This window comes from Gordonia amarae NBRC 15530 (assembly GCF_000241345.1).
Taxonomy (GTDB): Bacteria; Actinomycetota; Actinomycetes; order Mycobacteriales; family Mycobacteriaceae; genus Gordonia; species Gordonia amarae.
Window position 1 is genome coordinate 57,505 of sequence record NZ_BAED01000063.1, and the last position, 18,076, is coordinate 75,580.

13 protein-coding genes are annotated in these 18,076 nt (G+C 68.2%); 4 read left to right on the forward strand and 9 right to left on the reverse strand.

Annotation, left to right across the window (positions count from 1 at the left end; genetic code table 11):
• Positions 1–19 precede the first annotated feature (19 nt).
• Together GOAMR_RS18805 and GOAMR_RS18810 are read left to right on the forward strand one after the other, a co-directional pair.
• On the forward strand, positions 20–1,105 hold the full coding sequence (locus GOAMR_RS18805; protein WP_005191587.1) for an NAD(P)H-dependent amine dehydrogenase family protein: 1,086 nt from the start codon (positions 20–22) through the stop codon (positions 1,103–1,105).
• 102 nt (positions 1,106–1,207) lie between these two features.
• Complete coding sequence (locus GOAMR_RS18810; RefSeq protein ID WP_005191588.1) at positions 1,208–2,176, forward strand: enoyl-CoA hydratase/isomerase family protein; 969 nt, start codon at positions 1,208–1,210, stop codon at positions 2,174–2,176.
• 9 nt (positions 2,177–2,185) lie between these two features.
• Here the strand turns inward: GOAMR_RS18810 and GOAMR_RS18815 are convergent, their stop codons facing one another.
• The 3 genes from GOAMR_RS18815 to GOAMR_RS18825 all read right to left on the reverse strand — a co-directional run bounded on the left by GOAMR_RS18815 (position 2,186) and on the right by GOAMR_RS18825 (position 6,354).
• Entirely contained in the window at positions 2,186–3,781 is a 1,596-nt protein-coding gene (locus GOAMR_RS18815; RefSeq protein WP_083837025.1) for a GMC oxidoreductase, read from the reverse strand.
• Positions 3,782–4,022: 241 nt separating this feature from the next.
• Positions 4,023–5,612: a GMC oxidoreductase gene (locus tag GOAMR_RS18820; protein WP_005191592.1), complete on the reverse strand. Its 1,590-nt coding sequence runs from the start codon at positions 5,610–5,612 to the stop codon at positions 4,023–4,025.
• 238 nt (positions 5,613–5,850) lie between these two features.
• The gene (locus tag GOAMR_RS18825) at positions 5,851–6,354 is read right to left on the reverse strand and encodes a MarR family winged helix-turn-helix transcriptional regulator (RefSeq protein WP_005191594.1); all 504 of its coding nucleotides are present in this window, start codon (positions 6,352–6,354) and stop codon (positions 5,851–5,853) included.
• Between the two features lie 207 nt (positions 6,355–6,561).
• Between GOAMR_RS18825 and GOAMR_RS18830 the strand changes: the two genes are divergently transcribed.
• Positions 6,562–8,076 (forward strand): MFS transporter, encoded by a 1,515-nt coding sequence (locus tag GOAMR_RS18830; protein WP_005191596.1) that lies wholly within the window; start codon positions 6,562–6,564, stop codon positions 8,074–8,076.
• 7 nt (positions 8,077–8,083) lie between these two features.
• Here the strand turns inward: GOAMR_RS18830 and GOAMR_RS18835 are convergent, their stop codons facing one another.
• A complete protein-coding gene (locus GOAMR_RS18835; RefSeq protein ID WP_040515842.1) occupies positions 8,084–9,481 on the reverse strand; it encodes an MFS transporter in 1,398 nt (465 codons plus the stop codon).
• A gap of 217 nt (positions 9,482–9,698) precedes the next feature.
• On the opposite strand from GOAMR_RS18835, the gene GOAMR_RS18840 reads away from it, so the two are divergent.
• Positions 9,699–10,580: an alpha/beta fold hydrolase gene (locus GOAMR_RS18840; protein ID WP_005191600.1), complete on the forward strand. Its 882-nt coding sequence runs from the start codon at positions 9,699–9,701 to the stop codon at positions 10,578–10,580.
• A gap of 28 nt (positions 10,581–10,608) precedes the next feature.
• Here the strand turns inward: GOAMR_RS18840 and GOAMR_RS18845 are convergent, their stop codons facing one another.
• The 5 genes from GOAMR_RS18845 to GOAMR_RS18865 all read right to left on the reverse strand — a co-directional run bounded on the left by GOAMR_RS18845 (position 10,609) and on the right by GOAMR_RS18865 (position 18,039).
• Positions 10,609–12,177, reverse strand: coding sequence for an APC family permease (locus tag GOAMR_RS18845; protein WP_005191602.1), 1,569 nt, complete (start codon positions 12,175–12,177; stop codon positions 10,609–10,611).
• Between the two features lie 126 nt (positions 12,178–12,303).
• Positions 12,304–13,755 (reverse strand): NAD-dependent succinate-semialdehyde dehydrogenase, encoded by a 1,452-nt coding sequence (locus tag GOAMR_RS18850; protein WP_005191604.1) that lies wholly within the window; start codon positions 13,753–13,755, stop codon positions 12,304–12,306.
• Positions 13,752–15,113, reverse strand: a complete 1,362-nt coding sequence (gene gabT, locus GOAMR_RS18855) for a 4-aminobutyrate--2-oxoglutarate transaminase (RefSeq protein WP_005191605.1) — start codon at positions 15,111–15,113, stop codon at positions 13,752–13,754. Before gabT ends, GOAMR_RS18850 begins: the two co-directional genes overlap by 4 nt.
• A gap of 95 nt (positions 15,114–15,208) precedes the next feature.
• The gene (locus GOAMR_RS18860; RefSeq protein ID WP_005191607.1) at positions 15,209–16,069 is read right to left on the reverse strand and encodes a universal stress protein; all 861 of its coding nucleotides are present in this window, start codon (positions 16,067–16,069) and stop codon (positions 15,209–15,211) included.
• Positions 16,069–18,039, reverse strand: a complete 1,971-nt coding sequence (locus GOAMR_RS18865) for a primary-amine oxidase (protein WP_005191609.1) — start codon at positions 18,037–18,039, stop codon at positions 16,069–16,071. Before GOAMR_RS18865 ends, GOAMR_RS18860 begins: the two co-directional genes overlap by 1 nt.
• Positions 18,040–18,076 lie beyond the last annotated feature (37 nt).

Below are 18,076 nucleotides of genomic sequence, written 5' to 3' on the forward strand. Positions count from 1 at the left end.
TACCTTCAGGAGTTCCCCGATGACCAGCACCGAGAAGGTCCGCGTATTCCAGGTCGCCACCGGCAATCTGGGTACCGAGACCATCGGCCGCATCCAGAAGCATCCCGACCTCGAACTCGTCGGCTTGCACTGCTATTCGCCGGAGAAGGTCGGCCGCGACGCGGGTGAGATCGTCGGTCTCGCGCCCCTCGGGGTCACCGCGACCGGCACCGTCGAGGAGATCCTCGCCGCCCGACCCGACGTGCTCACCTTCCACGGGGTGTTCCCCGACGAGGATCTGTACGTGAAGGTACTGGAGGCCGGGATCAACATCGCCACCACCGCGGACTGGATCACCGGCTACCACCGCGACACCAACCATCCACATCCGTCGGGCCGCAAGGTGTCAGAACTGATCGCCGACGCCTGCGAACGCGGCGGCTCCACGTTCTACGGAACCGGGATGAACCCGGGCCTGAACCAGATCCTGGGCATCGTGCACACCGCCGATGTGGCCGAGATCGAACACATCTCGGTCACCGAATCGGTCGACGTGTCCTGCCACCACTCGGTGGAGACCTGGAAGGCCGTCGGCTACGGCCGGCCCGCCGACGATCCGACGATCCCCGATTCGCTGTACAAGTACACGGCGGTGTTCGCCGACTCGGTGTACCTGATGGCCGACGCCTTCGGCCTCGAACTCGATGAGGTGCGGTTCATCTACGAATTGGGTGCCTGCACCAAGGATGTGGACCTGGGCTGGTATCAGCTGCCGAAGGGTTCGCTCGGTGGCAGCTACATCAGCTACCAGGGCATCGCCGACGGCGTGACCCGCATCGAGTCGAATCTCGAATGGCAGATGACCCCGCACACCGATCCGTCATGGGATATCAAGGGCTGCTACATCACCCAGATCACCGGTGACCCGATGGTCTACAGCAAGCACATGATCTTCCCGCCCAAGGGCATGGACCTGTCGAACGTCGACAACTTCGCGAAGATCGGCATGACGGTGACCGGTATGCCGCTGCTCAGCTCGCTGCGTTCGGTTGTCGCGGCCCGCCCGGGCATCATCACCAGCAATGACCTGCCGCTGCGGGCGTTCGCGGGACGGTTCAAGGTCTGAGCGTGCCCGAAACCCCACCGATGTTCCCCGGCGCGACAATTTTTGTGATGCCCAGGCATATCGGTGGGGTTTCGGTCGGCAACACTCGGGCAGAATGACCAGATGGACCCCGACAGCCCGATCCGCATCGTCGACGCCTCGTCCGGACCGCCCGCTCCGGACGAGGTGACCTCGCTCGGGGTACCCATTGTGGCCGTCGCCGACGACCTCATCGGTACGGATGCCGAATACTGGCTGGACCGGGCCACTTTCACACTCGCCGCACACGCCACCGACGACCGGCGGACGATCACCGTACCCGACCCGCACGCCGCGGCCGCCGGCATCGCCCGCCGGGTCACCGAATCCCCCATCACGTCGGCCACCTGCGACGACGTGCTGCGCGCCATCGATGCCGACGGTGCGCTAGCGCCCGCCCTCACCGTCGAATCCCTCGCCTACTCGACGCTGCAGTCCGGGCCGGAGTTCGCCCGCTGGCTCGCCTCGCGTGGCCCGTCGACGTCCCGCCCCGACGAGTCCGCTCCCCTGCGCTATCACCGCGCCGGCGATACCCTGCACATCGAGTTCCACCGCCCCCGCCGCCACAATGCCTTCAACGACGGGATGCGGGCGTTGCTCATCGAGGCGCTGAACCTGGCACACCTCGACCCCTCGGTCACCGCCGTCGAGATCTCGGGAGCGGGTGGATCCTTCTGCAGCGGAGGCGATCTCGCCGATTTTGGCGGTTTCTCCGACCCCGCGTCGGCGCATCTGGCCCGGACCCGGCATTCCCCCGCACTCGGGTTGTCCGCGCTCGAGAAGCGCCTCGGCAAGGCCCTGCGCGCCCGCATCCACGGTCAGGTTCTCGGCAGCGGCCTGGAGATGGCCGCGTTCTGCGGCACCGTCACCGCCCACCCCGACGCCGTGCTCGGGCTCCCCGAACTGTCCGTCGGCCTCGTCCCGGGCGCGGGCGGAATGTTCAGCGTCCCAAGACGAATCGGCCGATGGCGGACCGCCTACCTGGTCCTGTCGGGAGACACCATCGACGCCACCACCGCCCTCGACTGGGGCCTGATCGACGAGATCGCTTAGGAACCAGCCTCAGATGATGCTGCCGATGTCGTTGGCGACGATGTCGTCGAGGGCGCGTTCGGCGACGGCGGCGATCGTCATGGACGGGTTGCAGGCGGCACTGGTGCCGGGCATCAGCGCGCCGTCGAGCACATAGAGACCCTTCTGCCCCTTCACCCGGCCCTCGAGATCGCAGACCACGTCCATGTTGGCGCCGCCGAGCGCATGCCAGGTGTTGGGGACGGCGGCATTGTTGTCCAGCAACAGATCCGAGCGGGTGACCTTGCGGATCGCCGGCTCGATGTAGCGCTTCTGGATCGCGGCGTCGCCCTCGCGTGGCCAGCGCAGCACGGCCTCGCCCTTCGCGGAGTCGAACACGATCCGTCCGCGGCCCTTGCTGACACCGAACCCGACCAGCGTCGTCGCACCGGTCTCGACGGCGGTGGGCGGCATCGACGCCTGGATGAAGGTGAACGCCTTCTTGGGGTCGTCCCAGTTCTTGGAGCCGTACACCACCGGACCGCCCTGCACCGGACCGAAATCGGAGGCGGGGCTGACCCACGAGTAGATGCGGTCGCCGTTGGTGCCCCAGCCGTGGCCGACGCCGTCGGGCAGGTTGGAGATCGCGCCCGTCGCCTTGGCCTTGACCAGCAGTTTGGTGGTGTTCACGCTGCCCGCGGCCAGGATCAGCGTCGGCGTGGTGAGGACCTTGCGTTCGACGGTGCGGCCCGTCTCGTCGGTGCGGTCGACGTTGACGGTCCACTTGCCGTCGGCGCGGCGGGCGATGGAGGTGACTGTGTGCTGGATGGCGACCCGCACCCGCCCGGTGGCCTCGGCCCGGGCGATGTAGGTGACGTCGACGCTGTGCTTGCCGCCGTTGTTGACGCCGAGCGCGCCGTCGCCGTTGGTGTACGACGGCCGCATCTTGCCGTCGAGTTCGGCGAGGGCGTAGTTCCAGTCGATGGGCATCGGGATCTTGGCCAGCGGCAGCCCGGCCCGCCGGACCCGCCTGGCGAACTCGCGGGCCACCTTGTAGTTGGACGAGTTGACCAGTTTGTCGGGGGCGACGGCGATCTTGAGCATCCGGGCCACCCGCGGGTAGTGCACGCGGTTCATCAGCTGCCAGTCGAGGCGGTCGGGGAACCACTCGTTGAACACCGCCTCGGCGGGCTGCAGCGTCATGCCCTGATAGATCAGCGAACCGCCGCCGACGCCCGCGGGGCACACCGCGAGCATGTTGTCGCCCATCACCGTTTCCAGCAGGCCGACGTACGGGTCGAAGGCGACCGGCTTGCCGAACAGGGTGGGCGCGGACTGGTGCCACAGGATGCGCTTGTCCGGTGCGGACGCCCGCGGGAAGGTGTCCGAATTGGGGCCGGCCTTCCAGCGGCGGCCACGTTCGAGGACGAGAACGTCGACGCCGGCCTGCGCGAGCCGCAATGCCGAGATGCCACCGCCGAAGCCGGAACCGACGACCACCACGCGGTGTTCCTCGCGGGTGGTGCGGATACGCCGGGCGGGCGCGGCGCTTACCGATCCCGCATGCGGGATCAACTGTGCCGCAACGGCACCCGCGCCGACGGCGGCCGCCCCCGTGAGCAGGGTACGGCGGGAGGTTGCGGACACGGGCACGGCGGACGACATGCGGCACTCCAGGGAGGTCGGCTGACACGGTTGGCTGGGAGAACGGACAGGCGACGAATCCCCCGGAATCAAGAGACAAGTCCGAGAACTCGTTTCTACTTCCCAGTAACTTTGTCAGCCCCCGTACCCGGTGTCACTGTGATCTCTGCCGCAGTTGCCGTCTCGAACACCGCATTTGCCGGACTCAACAGCCGACGGGGCCGCCGGCAGCCGACCCGGGCGCTCAGATGATGCTGCCGACGTCCCGTGCGACGATCCGGTCCATGGCACGCTCGGCGACCGCGGCGATGGTCATCGACGGATTGCAGGCCGCGCTGGTCCCGGGCAGCAGCGCACCGTCGAGCACGTACAGGCCCTTCTGCCCCTTCACCCGGCCTTCGAGGTCGCACACCACACCCATGTTGGCGCCGCCGAGCGGGTGCCAGGTGAACGGCGTGACCAGGTTCAGGTCGGTAACCGGGTCGATGCCACCGATGCGGTGCGCGGCGTTGTTGAGCCGGCCGGACACCCCGGCGTCGCCGCCGAGCGGCCAGGCGATGGTGGGATTACCCGACAGCGGGTCGACGCCGATGCTGCCCCGGGTACCGCTGACGCCGTAACCGAACAGCATCGTGCTGCGGGCGTCGACACCCATGAACTTCGGCGCGGCGGCCTGCACCAGCGTGTAGGCGGTACGCGGATTGGACCAGTTCTCCGAGCCGTAGACGACGGGACCGCCCTGCGGGGCGCCGAGGTCGGCGGTGATGCCCGTCCAGGAGAAGGTGCGGTCACCGTTGGTGCCCCAGCCGTGGCCGACACCGTCGGGCAGGTTGGAGATGGCGCCGGTGCGCTTGGCCTTCACCAGCAGCTTGCTGGTGTTGAGGCTGCCGGCGGCCAGGATCAGCGCCTTGGTGGTGTACACCTTGCGGCCCACCACCCGGCCCGTCTTGTCGGTGCGGTTGACGTTGACGATCCACTTGCCGCCCCGGCCACGGGCGATGCTGGTGACCTCGTGCTGGGTGGCGACGGTGACCCGGCCGGTGGCTTCGGCCTGACGCAGGTAGGTGACATCAATGCTGTGCTTGCCCCCGTTGTTGACGCCGAACAGGGTGTCGCCGACGGTGTAGGAGCGCCGCATCTTGCCCTGGTTCTCGGCGATCGCGTAGTTCCAGTCGATCGGGGCGCGCAGCTTCTCGACCGGCATTCCCGCCCGGCGGGCGCGCTTGGCGAACTCGCGGGCACCACGGTAGGCGTGCGAGTTGATCAGCGCGTCGGGCGCCACGTTGGCCTTGAGCATCCGGGCCACGCGCGGGTAGTGGACGCGGTCCATCATCGAGTAGTCCAGGGCGTCCGGGAACCAGGCGTTGAACACCGACCGCTTGGGCTGCAGGGTCATGCCGAGGTACACCAGCGAGCCGCCGCCGACACCGGCAGCGCACACCGCCGACATCGTCGGGCTGACGATCGTCTCGAACAGACCGACGTACGGGTCCTGACCGAACGGGCGGCCGAACAGGTTGGGCGCGGACTTGTGCCACAGGGTGCGCCGGTCCATGTTCTGGCCGGTCGGGAAGGTGTGTGCGTTGGGGCCGGTCGGCCAGCGCTTGCCACGCTCGAGGACCAGCACGTTGACGCCGGCCTGGGCCAGCCGCAGCGCGGCCACACCGCCGCCGAAGCCGGAACCGATGACGATCGCCCGCTGTTCGGACCGGTCGGTGCGCACCCTGGGGGCACCCGTCGCGGGTCCCACACCCGGGATGAACTGCGTACCGGCCACACCGGCGCCGACAGCGGCAGCGCCTTTGAGAAAGGTACGACGCGTCGTCAAGGACATTCCCACTCCCATATCTCGCCCCGGGCCGACCCCCGGCTCAGGGCGCATTCCACCCTGGGGTCACGTGACCCCGCCAACTCTGTAGAGGAACTTACCGGAGCGTAACCGTGTTGGCGAACCTTTCACGGTCACAAATCAGGTGCTCTGACCTGCATACCTTGTGGTTCAAGAGCATCGGTGCCGAAGTGTGAGGTCTCCGGGATGCGTGGCCCTCCGGATTGAGGCCTAAGCGGGGCGGTCACAGACCTTCGGCGCGGACGGCCCGGTCGTAGGCGTCGTTGTAGGCACGCAACTCATGCAGCAACGCCTCGGGACTGCCGGGCGCGAGGTCGGCGAAGACGCGCCGCAGCCTGTCGGCCCGCAGCTCGCCGTCGTGCTGGAACGCCACATACCCGGCCTCCGTCGGCCGCAACAGCTTGCTGGCACTGCCCTCGACCGCGAACCGCTCGACGTAACCGTGGTTGATCGCGGCGTTGACCTGACGATTCACCGTCGACTGTTCGAGTTCGAGCTCGACGGACAGTTCCCGCAAGGTGCGCGGCCCTTCCCACAGCCGCCACAGGATGTTGAACGCCGACGCCTCCAGAATCGCCCCGGAGAAGGTACTGGCCTTGCGCCGGTTCATCCGCTGCAACTCGTCGACGATGTCATGGATCTGCTGCGACGCCCACGGCGAGATGGCTGTGTTTTCTGCGCCCGCTCGCACGCTCGCGGATCGCGGGTCCTGCGGGCCAGAAGTCATGTTCTTCCCTCCTCGTTCACGCGGACTCGCAAGCTCGTCCGGCTCACTCGTCAGTCCAGAACATGACGGCCCTCCGGACCGAAGCTCTGCGCTGTATTCCACTCTCAACACATTTCGGACATTCTGCCCGTCATCGGCGTTCTCAATGTAAAGGCCAATTTTGATATGTAGCTTACATATGTATTATGCACACCCGAAGGAGGTGCCATGTCCGAGCACACCAAGGGTGCCCAGCCCGACCAGGAACCGACCCCGGTCGTGGCCCCTGCGGAGGAAGCCGCGCAGGGTCCCAACGCCGTCCTGATCATCGCAACCCTCTGCTTCGGCGGTCTGGCCGCGGCGCTCATGCAGACCCTCGTGGTCCCGCTGCAACCCGAGCTGCCCACCCTGCTCGACACCTCGCGCAGCAACGCGTCCTGGGTCATCACCGCGGCACTGCTCGGCGGTGCGGTGGCGATGCCGATCGCGGGCCGCCTGGCCGACATGTTCGGCAAGAAGCTCGTGCTGCTGGTGAGTGGCCTGCTGCTGGTGCTCGGTTCGGTGATCTGCGCCGCGGGCTCTGGCCTGGCGCCGATGGTCGTCGGCCGCGCCGTACAGGGTCTGGCGATGGGCTTCATCCCGGTCGCCATCAGCCTCATGCGGGAGGTCACCCCGCCGCGGCTCACTTCGATCGCCGTCGCCACGATGTCGGCGACGATGGGTGTCGGCGGTGCGATTGGTCTGCCGCTGGCCGCCGCGATCTACGAATCCGGCGACTGGCACGTCCTGTTCTGGGCCTCCGCCGCCCTCTCCGCGCTCGTGCTGGTGCTGACCTGGATCGTCGTCCCACCCGTGCAGGACGCCGTCGGCGGCCGTCTCGACTGGGGCGGGGCGATCGGCCTGTCCGCCGCGCTGATCCTCGTGCTCACCGCGATCACCAAGGGCAACGACTGGGGCTGGTCGAGCGCGACCACCCTCGGCATGCTGGTGGCCGGCCTTCTCGTGCTGGCCGGGTGGGGCGCATACGAACTCCGCCACAGCAACCCGCTCGTCGACCTGCGCACCAGCGCCCGTCCCGCGGTCCTGTTCTGCAACGTCGCCGGTGTGGCCATCGGTTTCGGCATGATGGCGCAGTCGATCGTGGTGCCGCTGCTGCTCGAATCGCCCAAGAGCACCGGTTACGGTCTGGGCCAGACGATTCTGGAAGCCGGCCTGTGGATGGCCCCGGGCGGCCTGATGATGCTGGTCTTCGCCCCCGTCTCGGCCACCCTGATCAACCGGATCGGCCCCAAGTACACGCTCATGCTGGGCGCGACGATCCTCGGCCTGGGCTACCTGTTCGCCGCGTTCATGATGGGTTCGGCCTGGCAGTTGATGATCGCGTCGATGGTGTGCGCCGCGGGCGTCGGTATCGGTTACGCCGCGATGCCCACCCTCATCCTGGGCGCCGTCCCGCTGTCGGAGGCCGGTGCGGCGGTCGGCTTCAACTCGCTGATGCGCTCGGTCGGCACCACCACGGCGTCGGCGGTGATGGCACTGGTGCTCACCTCCTCGAGCATCGACGTCGACGGCATCAGCTTCCCGTCGGATTCGACGTTCACCTGGTGTTTCCTGATCGGTGCGGTCGCCGCGTTCATCGGTGTGGCCATCACCCTGTTCGTGCCGGGGTCCAAGCCCGCCCCGCAGCCGGTGCCTGTCGCACCCGCGGAGGCCGGCGCCGAACCCACCAGCGCCGGCACGTAGCACCGCGTCACCGCGCGGATTCGCGCGCCCCGCCGCTGATCAGATTGGCGGTCAGCGCCACACACACCGCCGCACAACCGATCGCGCTGATGGCCAGTGCGAGCCGGATCCCGGTCTCGGTGGGCGGTCCGCCCGGGCTGACGGCGTGCGCGGTGAGCACCGCACCCGACAACGCGCTGCCGAGGGCGCCGCCGAGGGTGCGCAGCACCTGGTTGAAGCTGACGGCGCTGCCCAGTTCCTCGGTGACGACGCTGCGCGCGATGAGGCCGGGCATCGCCGCGTAGGTGGTGCCGATGCCCACGCCGAACAGGAACTGGCCTGCCATGAGTTCCCACAGGTGGTTGTGCGCGAGCCACATGGCGAAGGCCGCGACGGTCAACGCGCTCGCCCCGATCGGCAGGAACATCGTCAGCGACACCCGTCGCGACAGCGCTCGCACCACCCGGTTGGAGGCGAAACTACCCACCGACAGCGGCAGCATCACGAACCCTGCCCACAGCACCGGCACGGCCAGACCGAACCCGGTGCTCTCCGGTGCCTGCGCGACGAGACTGATGATCGACAGCCCCATGTACATCGCGATGCCGAGCCCGATGGCGGCGCCGTTGGCCAGCAGTACGTCGGGACGACGGATCACCCGCAGGTTGACCATCGCGTGCGGCGTGCGCAGCGACACGACGACCCAGATCGCCAGCACGACGACCGCGCCACCGATCGTCAGCGTCGAGGGCACCGACGCCCAGCCCCAGTCCGGCCCCTGGCTGATGCCGATGAGCAGCGCCGCCAGACCCGCCCCGAACAGCGCGGCCCCACGCACGTCGAACGGCCGCCGCGGCGCCTGGTCGTCCGGGCCGTCCGGGATCGTCCACCACGCCACCGCCACCGCCGAGGCGATGAACACGACCGCGAACCAGAACGCCGTGCGGAAACCGAAGTCCGACGCGAGCAGACCGGTCAGCGGATAGCCGAGTCCGAGGCCCGTCGCCACCGTCACCGACAACGACGAGATGCCGCCCGCGAGCCGGTCGGGTGGCAGATACCGCCGGGCGATCGCGATGGTCACCGGCACGATGCCGTAGGTCAGGCCCTGCATCGCCCGGCCCGCCAGGAACACCGCGAAGTTGGGTGCGGAGGCGGCCAGCGCCGACCCGGCCATGATGATCAGCAAGCTCGCGATAAGCAGCCGCTTCTTGTGCGGGCCGTCGCTGAGGCGGCCCATCACCGGTGTGACGACCGCCCCGACCAGCAGGTTGATGGTGAGCGTCCACTGTGCCGTGCTGACCGCGACGTCGAGTTCGCGGGCGATGGTGGGCACCAGCAGCATGCCGAGCGAGGCCACGATCGACGACGAGAGTGCCGTGTAGATCAATGCGATCGGCTGTACGGATTCCGTATCTCGACGCACTGTGACCATCATTCGATAGTGCCCCACCGGCCGCGGCGGACCACAGTCCGGGTTGCGGGCCGACGACCGCTGCCGCGCCACGGTCGGCGGCGTTCCCGCTGGCAGTCGCACCCACCGGCGTCGGGGGCGCGGTTGCGCTCACCTAGAGTCGATCGAGGGTCCGCGCACCGGAACCCGCCCGGGTATCCGGGGCCCAGGCACCGAACCGGAGGAACCCATGCCGACCGATCCGAACGTGGCCGCCCCACAGTGGTTCACCGACGCGATCAGCACCCCGGGTGAGCGGCACTCGCTGGAGGTCGACGGCGCCACGATCGTCTATCGCACGTGGGGCGATGCCGGTGCGCCCGGTGTGCTGCTGGTGCACGGCGGCGGAGCCCATGGCGGCTGGTGGGATCACCTGGCCCCGCAGCTCGCGGCCGGCAGGCGCGTGGTCGCCCTCGACCTGTCCGGGCACGGCGACAGCGACTGGCGCGAGACCTACACCTTCGACACGTGGGCGCGTGAGCTCCACGCGGTGGCCGTGGCCGCGCGGGCGGACCACCGGTTGCTGGTGGTGGGCCACAGCCTCGGCGGCGTCACCACCGCCACCGCATCGAGGTTGTTTCCCGAACTCATCACCGACATCGTCATGATCGATTCGGAGGTCTACGACCCGGCCGTGCACGGGACGTCCCGGCCGGGCGGCGACGATCAGCCGTCGATCCGCAGCACCGGACGCCGCCACTACCCGAGCCGCGACGAGTTGCTGGCCCGGTACCGGCTGGTGCCCGATCATCCCTGTCTCGGCTACGCCAAGGACTACGTGGCCGCCGGCTCTGTGGTGAGCGAGCCCGAGGGCTGGCGCTGGAAGTTCGACCGCACCTTCGCCCTCCACCTCGACCCCCGGCCGCCGATGCCCGCACCGGACACCCGCGTCACCGTCATCCGCGCCGGCCGCGGCCGGATGACCTCGTATATGGCCGGCAAGATCGTCGCCGAACTGCGCACCGTCTCGCGGATCGTCACCTTCCCCGAGGCCGGGCATCACGTGATGCTCGACTATCCGCTCGAGCTGCTCGCCGAGATCCGCGAGGCGATCGGGCGCCTGCCCGGCTGATCCCGGTAGGCCGGCAGGCGGTCCGGTCCTACTTCTCCGTTTCGAGAACGGCTGCGGCGGCCTCTCGTTCGGCGGCGGACTGCTCCGGGGTGGTGCGGCGCAGCGTCTCGCCGACGAAGAACGCCGGGCGTTTGATGCGCATGATCACCATCAGGATCGCCCCGACGATGAGCAGGCCGAAACCGATGTAGAAGATCAGGCCGATCCCGAACAGCGATGCCCCGCTGCCGTTCTCCGGGTCGAGACTTTCGCCGACGGAAATGATGAACACGGCGATCAGGGCGCAGCCGCCGAGCAGCGGGGCCAGGAACTTGCACAGGATGTTGTGCGTGCTGGTGAACAGCTGGTGCCGGAAGTACCAGACGCAGGCGAAGGCGGTGATGCCGTAGTACCAGCAGATCATGATGCCGAGCGCGGCGATGGTGTCGGTGAGCGTGCGGTCCGACAGCAGCGTCACCCCCGTATAGAACACGGCGGTGACGATCCCGGCGACGAGCGCACCGAAGGCCGGGGACAGGAACCGGGGGCTGATCTCGGCGAACCGGTCGGGGAACGCCTTGTAGCTGCCCATCGACAGCATCGTGCGCGCCGCCGGCAGGAACGTGGTCTGCAGGCTCGCCACCGCGGAGGCGAGGATCGCCAGGAACAGGAAGATCTGCCCGACGCTGCCCATGACCGGCTCGGCGAGCGCTCCGAAGACGTTCTCCGCGTTGTCGGGGTTGCCCAGTCCCAGCCCGTCCTCGCCGACACCGGCGTACATCATGGTGGCCAGTGAGACGAGCAGGTAGGTGCCGAGAATGGTGAGCACACACAGCAATCCGGCCCGGCCGGGGGTGCGTTCCTTGTCCTTGCACTCCTCACCCAGGGTCAGGCAGGTGTCCCAGCCCCAGAACGCGAAGATCGAACCGGTCAGGCCGATGGCGAAGGCCGAGATCGACATTCCGGTGAACGGATTGAACCAGTCGATGTCAAAGGACAACCCGGCGGGCGCGTCGTCGGTGGCAACTTTGACGAAGGCGATGGTCGCGAACACCATCAGCACGAGCATCTGGAATCCGACCAGGTAGTACTGGATGCGTTCGCTGGTGGTGATGCCGCGCATCGACACATACGTGGCCAGTGCCAGCAGCACCACCGTGGTCAGGATGTTGACCGCTTTGTTGGAGGTGCCCAGATCCGCGAGCGATTCGTGGTCGAATACCCGCGCCAGCGTCAGATAGAAGAACTGCACCCCGACCGCGGCGAGATTCGACAGCACGATGATCGAGGCGACCACCATGCCCCACCCGCACATCCACCCCGCGTACGGCCCGAACGCCTTGGTGGACCAGGTGAACGAGGCACCGGAATCGGTTGTGTCCGAATTCAGTTCACGGTAGCCGTAGGCGGTCAGGAACATCGGGATGAAGCCCGCGATGAAAATGGCCGGCATCTTCAGGCCGACGGCGGCCACGATCAGCCCGATACTCGCGGTGAGCGTGTAGCCCGGCGCGACCGTCGAGATGCCGAGAACGGCTCCGGACAGAACACCGATCTTGTTGGCCGCCAGGCCCTTATCGGAAGTCTCGGTTTCCGGGATGTCTTGTGGTGTGGCCATCTGGCCTCCGGTGATAAGCCTTGGGCGCCGAGGCCGCGGGCGTGGATAGTGACGGGTCTATCGCCTCCGACGTCTGGGTCGCGTGCGATGGGAATGCGGATCTGAGGTGCGCAGCCGAGCCGGCGATTATCCGGTCAGGGCGATGTATTTGGTGTTCAGGTACTCCTCGATACCTTCCGAGCCGCCCTCGCTGCCGAGGCCGGACTGCTTGATCCCCCCGAAAGGTGCCGCGGGATCGGAGATCACACCACGGTTGACGCCCACCATGCCCGCCTCGAGCGCCGTCGACACCCGCAGCGCCCGGTCGAGGCCGCGGCTGTAGAAGTACGACGCCAGGCCGTAGTCGGTCGAGTTGGCCAGGGCCACCGCCTCGTCCTCGGTGTCGAAGCCGGTGATCACCGCGACCGGGCCGAAGATCTCCTCGCCCAGGATGCGGGCTCCGGCCGGCACGTCGTCGAGAACCGTCGGCTCGTAGAAGAATCCGTCGCCGGGAAGCGCCTTGCCGCCGGTGCGCACGCGTGCCCCGAGACCCACCGCCTCGTCGACGAGCGCGGCCACCCGGTCGCGCTGCTTGGCGTTGATGAGGGGGCCGAGGTCGACGCCGTCCGCGTCGCCCGGGCCGACCTTGATGGCGGCGACCTTCTCGGTGAGTGCGGCGGTGAACTCCTCGCGGACCGGATTGTGCACCAGGATCCGGTTGGCCGCGGTGCAGGCCTCGCCGCCGTTGCGCATCTTCGCCGCGAACGCGCCGGTGACCGCGGCGTCGATGTCGGCGTCGTCGAACACGATGAATGGGGCGTTGCCGCCGAGTTCCATCGACGTCCGCAGCACCTGCCCCGCCGACTGTTCGATGAGGATCTTGCCGACCTGCGTGGAGCCGGTGAACGACACCTTGCGCAGCCGCGGGTCGGCCATGAGCGCGGCCACGACCTCCGGCGAGTTGAGCGTCGGGAGCACCGACAGCACCCCGTCGGGCAGTCCGGCGTCGGCGAGCACCTTGGCCAGCAGCAGCATGGTGAGCGGGGTGTCTTCGGCCGGTTTGACGATGACGGTGCAGCCCGCCGCGAGTGCCGGACCGATCTTGCGGGTGCCCATGGCGAGCGGGAAGTTCCACGGCGTCACCGCCAGCACCGGACCCACCGGCTGTTTGACCACGAGAATGCGGCCGTTGCCGGCGGGCGGGGTGGCGGTGCGGCCGTACACGCGCACCGCTTCCTCGGAGAACCAGCGGAAGAACTCGGCGCCATAGGCCACCTCGCCGCGGCTCTCGGCGAGGGTCTTGCCCATCTCGGCGGTCATCAGGGCCGCGAAGTCGTCGGCGCGTTCGGCGATGAGTTCCCAGGCGCGGCGCAGGATCACCGACCGTTCCCGCGGCGACGTCGCGGCCCACTCGGCCTGCACCGCGACGGCCGCGTCGAGGGCTGCGGTCGCGTCGGCGATCCCGGCGTCGGCCACCGATGTCAGGACCTTGCCGGTGGCGGGGTCGACGACGTCGATCGTGGCGCCCGAGGCCGCTGGGCGCTCGTCGTTGCCGATCCACAGTCCCGTCGGGATGTCCTGCGCCAGTGCCGTACTCATGCGTTCGCGCCCTCCTCGATGGCCGCGATGAAGACGTCGAGGCCGTCGTTCAGGGTGTCGTCGCCGATCACCAGCGGCGGCAGCAGCCGCACCACGTTCCCGTACGTGCCGCAGATGAGCACGATGACCCCCTGCTCCAGGGCCCGCGCCGCAATGGTTTTCGCGAGTGCCGGGTCGGGGGTGGTGGTTCCGGGGGTCACGAGTTCGACCGCGATCATGGCGCCCCGGCCGCGGACCTCGCCGATCGCGGGAATGCGCTGCGCCGCATCTCGCAATCGGGTGAAGGCCACCTCGCCGATGTGCGCGGCCCGGCCGGGGAGGTCGTAGACCTTCATCGTCTCGAACGCGGCCAGTGCCGCGGCGCAGGCCACCGGGTTGCCGCCGTAGGTGCCGCCGAGTCCGCCCGGATGCACCGCGTCGAGCAGTTCGGCGCGGCCGGTGATCGCCGACAGCGGCAGGCCGCCCGCGATCCCCTTGGCCATGGTGATGATGTCGGGGACGATGCCCTCGTGCTCGCACGCGAACCACGAACCGGTGCGGGCGAATCCGGTCTGCACCTCGTCGGCGATGAACACCACGCCGTTGTCCTTGGCCCACGCGCTCAGCGCCGCGAGGAAACCCGGTGCGGGAACGATGAATCCACCCTCACCCTGGATGGGTTCGATGAGGATCGCGGCGATCTCCTCGGCCCCGACCTGCACCTCCATCGCCGAGATCACCCGGGCGGCCGCCTGTTCGCCGGTCATTCCGGGTTCGTCCCGGAACGGGTACGACATCGGCATCCGGTAGATCTCGGGGGCGAACGGGCCGAAGTCGGCCTTGTACGGCATCCGTTTGGCGGTCAGCGCCATCGTGAGATTGGTGCGCCCGTGGTAGGCGTTGTCGAAGGCGATCACCGCCTCCCTGCCGGTCGCCAGGCGCGCCACCTTGACCGCGTTCTCCACCGCCTCGGCGCCGGAATTGAACAGGACACTGCGTTTTTCGTGGTCACCGGGTGTCAGCTCGTTGAGCGCCTCCGCCACCGCCACATAGCCCTCGTACGGGGTGACCATGAAGCAGGTGTGCGTGAAATGCCGCACCTGTTCGGCCACCGCCGCCGCCACCCGCGGTTCGGAGGCGCCCACGCTGGTGACCGCGATGCCCGAACCCAGGTCGATGAGCGAGTTGCCGTCGACGTCCACGATCACTCCGCCGTCGGCATCGGCGGCGTACACCGGTACAGACGACCCGAGGCCTGCGGCCACCGCCCGCGCGCGCCGGGTGGCCAGTGCGCGCGAGGCCGGTCCCGGTAGCTCGGTGACGAGTCTGCGTTCCTGTGGCAGTCGGTAGCTGATCCCGGTGGGAGCCGCTGCGGTCATCTCAGCCTCTTTTCGATGTTCGCCCAGGGTGGTGAGAAATTGGGCAGGGTTGTGGGAGATGGGGATCCGGTGGTGCCGGACGGGATCGGGGACGATCAGTCGTCACCCTTGGGCACGACCACCATCGGCACCTGCAGCACGCGCAGCATCTTGGCAGCAGTGGAGCCGAGGAAGATCCGGCGCGGCTGCGCGAGCCGGCTGGAGCCGACGACGATGAGATCGCCGTCGTGCCAGTCGAGTTTGTTGACGGCGTCCTCGATGTGCCTGCCGGAGGTCACCTCGCCGGTCACCGAGATCTCGTTGGTTGCGAGTTCTTTCGCCTTCTCGACGAGGCCGGCGGCATGGGTGCGGGCGCGTTCGATGACCTCGGCGTCGGTCTTGGCCGCCCCGCTGACCGGCTCGACAGCCACCAGCGACACCAGCCGCAGCCCGACTCCGGCGCGGGCGGCGCCGCGGACGGCCGCCCGCAAGACCTCCGGCGCCTCGCGGCGTTCACCGATGGCGCAGGTGACCTCACGGATCCGGTTGACACCGGACGATCGGGAACCGCGCGGCGCGACCGCCACCGGGACCGGCGACGAATGCATCAGGTCGTTGACGACGCTGCCCAGGGTCAGCGACCCCACCAGCGCGCCGCCGCCTCCGCCGCCGACGACGATCAGCTCGGCCCCGACCCGTTCGGCCTCGGTGATGATGCCCTCGGCCGAGGACTCGTGGAAGGAGATATGGGTGGTGACGGAGACGTCGTCATCGACCAGGTCCGCGGCTTCGGCGAGCCAGGACTCGGCGCGGTCGGTGAGCAGTTCCTCGTAGTTGCCGGGCGGGTCGACGACGGTTTCCGGCGGCAGCACCATCGAGATCTCCAGCCCGGTGGACAGGCTGCGGGCCAGCCGCGCACCGAGCGCCACGGCGTCGGCGCCGCCGGGGGTGGCGAGATAGGCGACGAGAATCGGCATCAGTGGCCTCCCTCAGACGATGAGCAACAACTGCCGGCACCGGTCTCGGTGTGGCAGGCCGACTTTGGTGTCGGCGCCACGTCGAGGGCGGGATTGCGGTCGAAGAACCCGAACGGTTTGAGCCAGAAGCTGATGGTGTCGGCGGGCATGATCGGCCAGTCCTCGGGGCGGGTGATGTGGTGGATGCCGAAGATGTACCAGAGCACCACGTCGGTGTTCTCGATGGGCCGGTCGGCCGCCGTCCACTCCGGCAGCCCGAGTCCACCGCCGCTCTGGTTGACGAATTCACCCGCGGGCCAGCGCTCATCGGCCGAGTTCGGGGTCACCCAGACGGTGTGCTCGATCGCCCGGCACCGGTCCAGGACAGCCGAGGACGGATCGAACATCGGCGGGAACGCCGCACCCGGCACCAGCTTGTACGCGGGATGCGCGCCGATGCCGGTGGTCTTGTTGTCGTTGACCACCTTCCAGGTGCGCTGGGTGGCGAAGTTCATGTCCCCCTTGCCTTCCTGTTCGGTGCGCAGTGGGGTGTTCTGCTGCCGCAACGACAGGCCGTACGGGTTGTCGGGCCCGATCGGGACCATCTCGGTCTCGGTCTGGTACACCGTGTTGTCGGTGCCGTCGACATCGAGATCCATGCGCGCGATGAGGAAGTGCTGATGGAACGGCGCGTAGGTGCGCTCGTCCACCAGGGTGCCGTGCTCGGGCGCCACTCCTTCGGGCAGGTGGCTGACCACCATGAGACCGGTTGCGCGGACCTCACATTCGATGTTGCCGTCCTGGTAGAACCGCCAGTACGTCAGGTATTCGTAGTTGGCGACGGTGACGTGGAACGACACGGTGAGCCGGCGCATACGGCGCACCTCGGTGCCGTCGTGGTCGACGTGCTTCCACAGGACGGCGTTGTCCTCCTCGTGGATGCAGATCGCGTTCTTGATGGTGTACGGCTCACCGGCGCTGTTGTGCAGCACCGCGTCGAGGTACCGGATCTCGCCTAGGCAGTCGCAGCCGAGCTCGAGCGAGGTGGTCATGAACCCCAGACCCCACTCGCCGATGTCGAACGCGGTGCGGCGGTAGTGGTCGTCGCAGTGGTCGCGGTAGGGCACCATCATCTCGGCGAACGAGAGCCGGTGCGCGATGGAGCGCCGGGTGCCGTTGTCGTCGTAGCTGATCGAGTGCAGTGTCATGCCCTCGCGGTGATTGAATCCCACGCGCAACGACCAGTTCTGCCAGTCGAGCCGATTCCCGGTGAGCGTGAACGAGGGCCCCTGCGACTGGGTGATCTCCAGCGGCTTGAGTTCCTCGCGGGTGCTCGCCTCCCGGATCCGGTCGGGCACGAACCGTGGCACGTACTCGCCCATGATCTCCGGCTTGTCCACCGTGAAGGTGTCCTCGATCTCCAGCAGTTCCATCGTGTTGAGGTCGATGACGCAGTGAAAACCGTTGACCGGCCCGGCATATGGGTTCTTGCCGGGGGCCGACCGCACCCAGGTGTCCGACCACCCGATGCGCCGGCCCTGGTACTTGTCCGGGATCAGTGCCTCGCCGTAGGTCCAGGTGTCCATGAACACCAGGTCCAGATCGGTGATGCCGCGTGCGGCCAGGGCCGCGATGACCTCGGGTTCGGCCCGCAGCGCCGCATCGGCCTCGGTCCACTCGTCGACGGTGAAATTCGCCTGGACACCGGGGATGTGCGTCCATTCGACGACCGTCGAGTCGGTGAGTGACACCAGTGCCTTGTAGGTGCTGTTGGTGGCCCGCTCGAAGCAGGTGACGATCGCCTGCCGCGGTGGTACCGCACCACCCGCGTCGAATCCGGCGAGTGCCGCCTTGTCCGGTTCGGCCATTTCGATGTTGGCGTACCGCCAAGCCGGCGCCACCACACCATGGGCCGCGGCCAAAATCCCCACGGTCGCACTGAATTCCGCCGCCGACAGCGGATCGAGGGGATGAAACACGGGATCGGTCACTGCTCTGCTTCCTCGAAGATGAACGGGCTCAAGACAA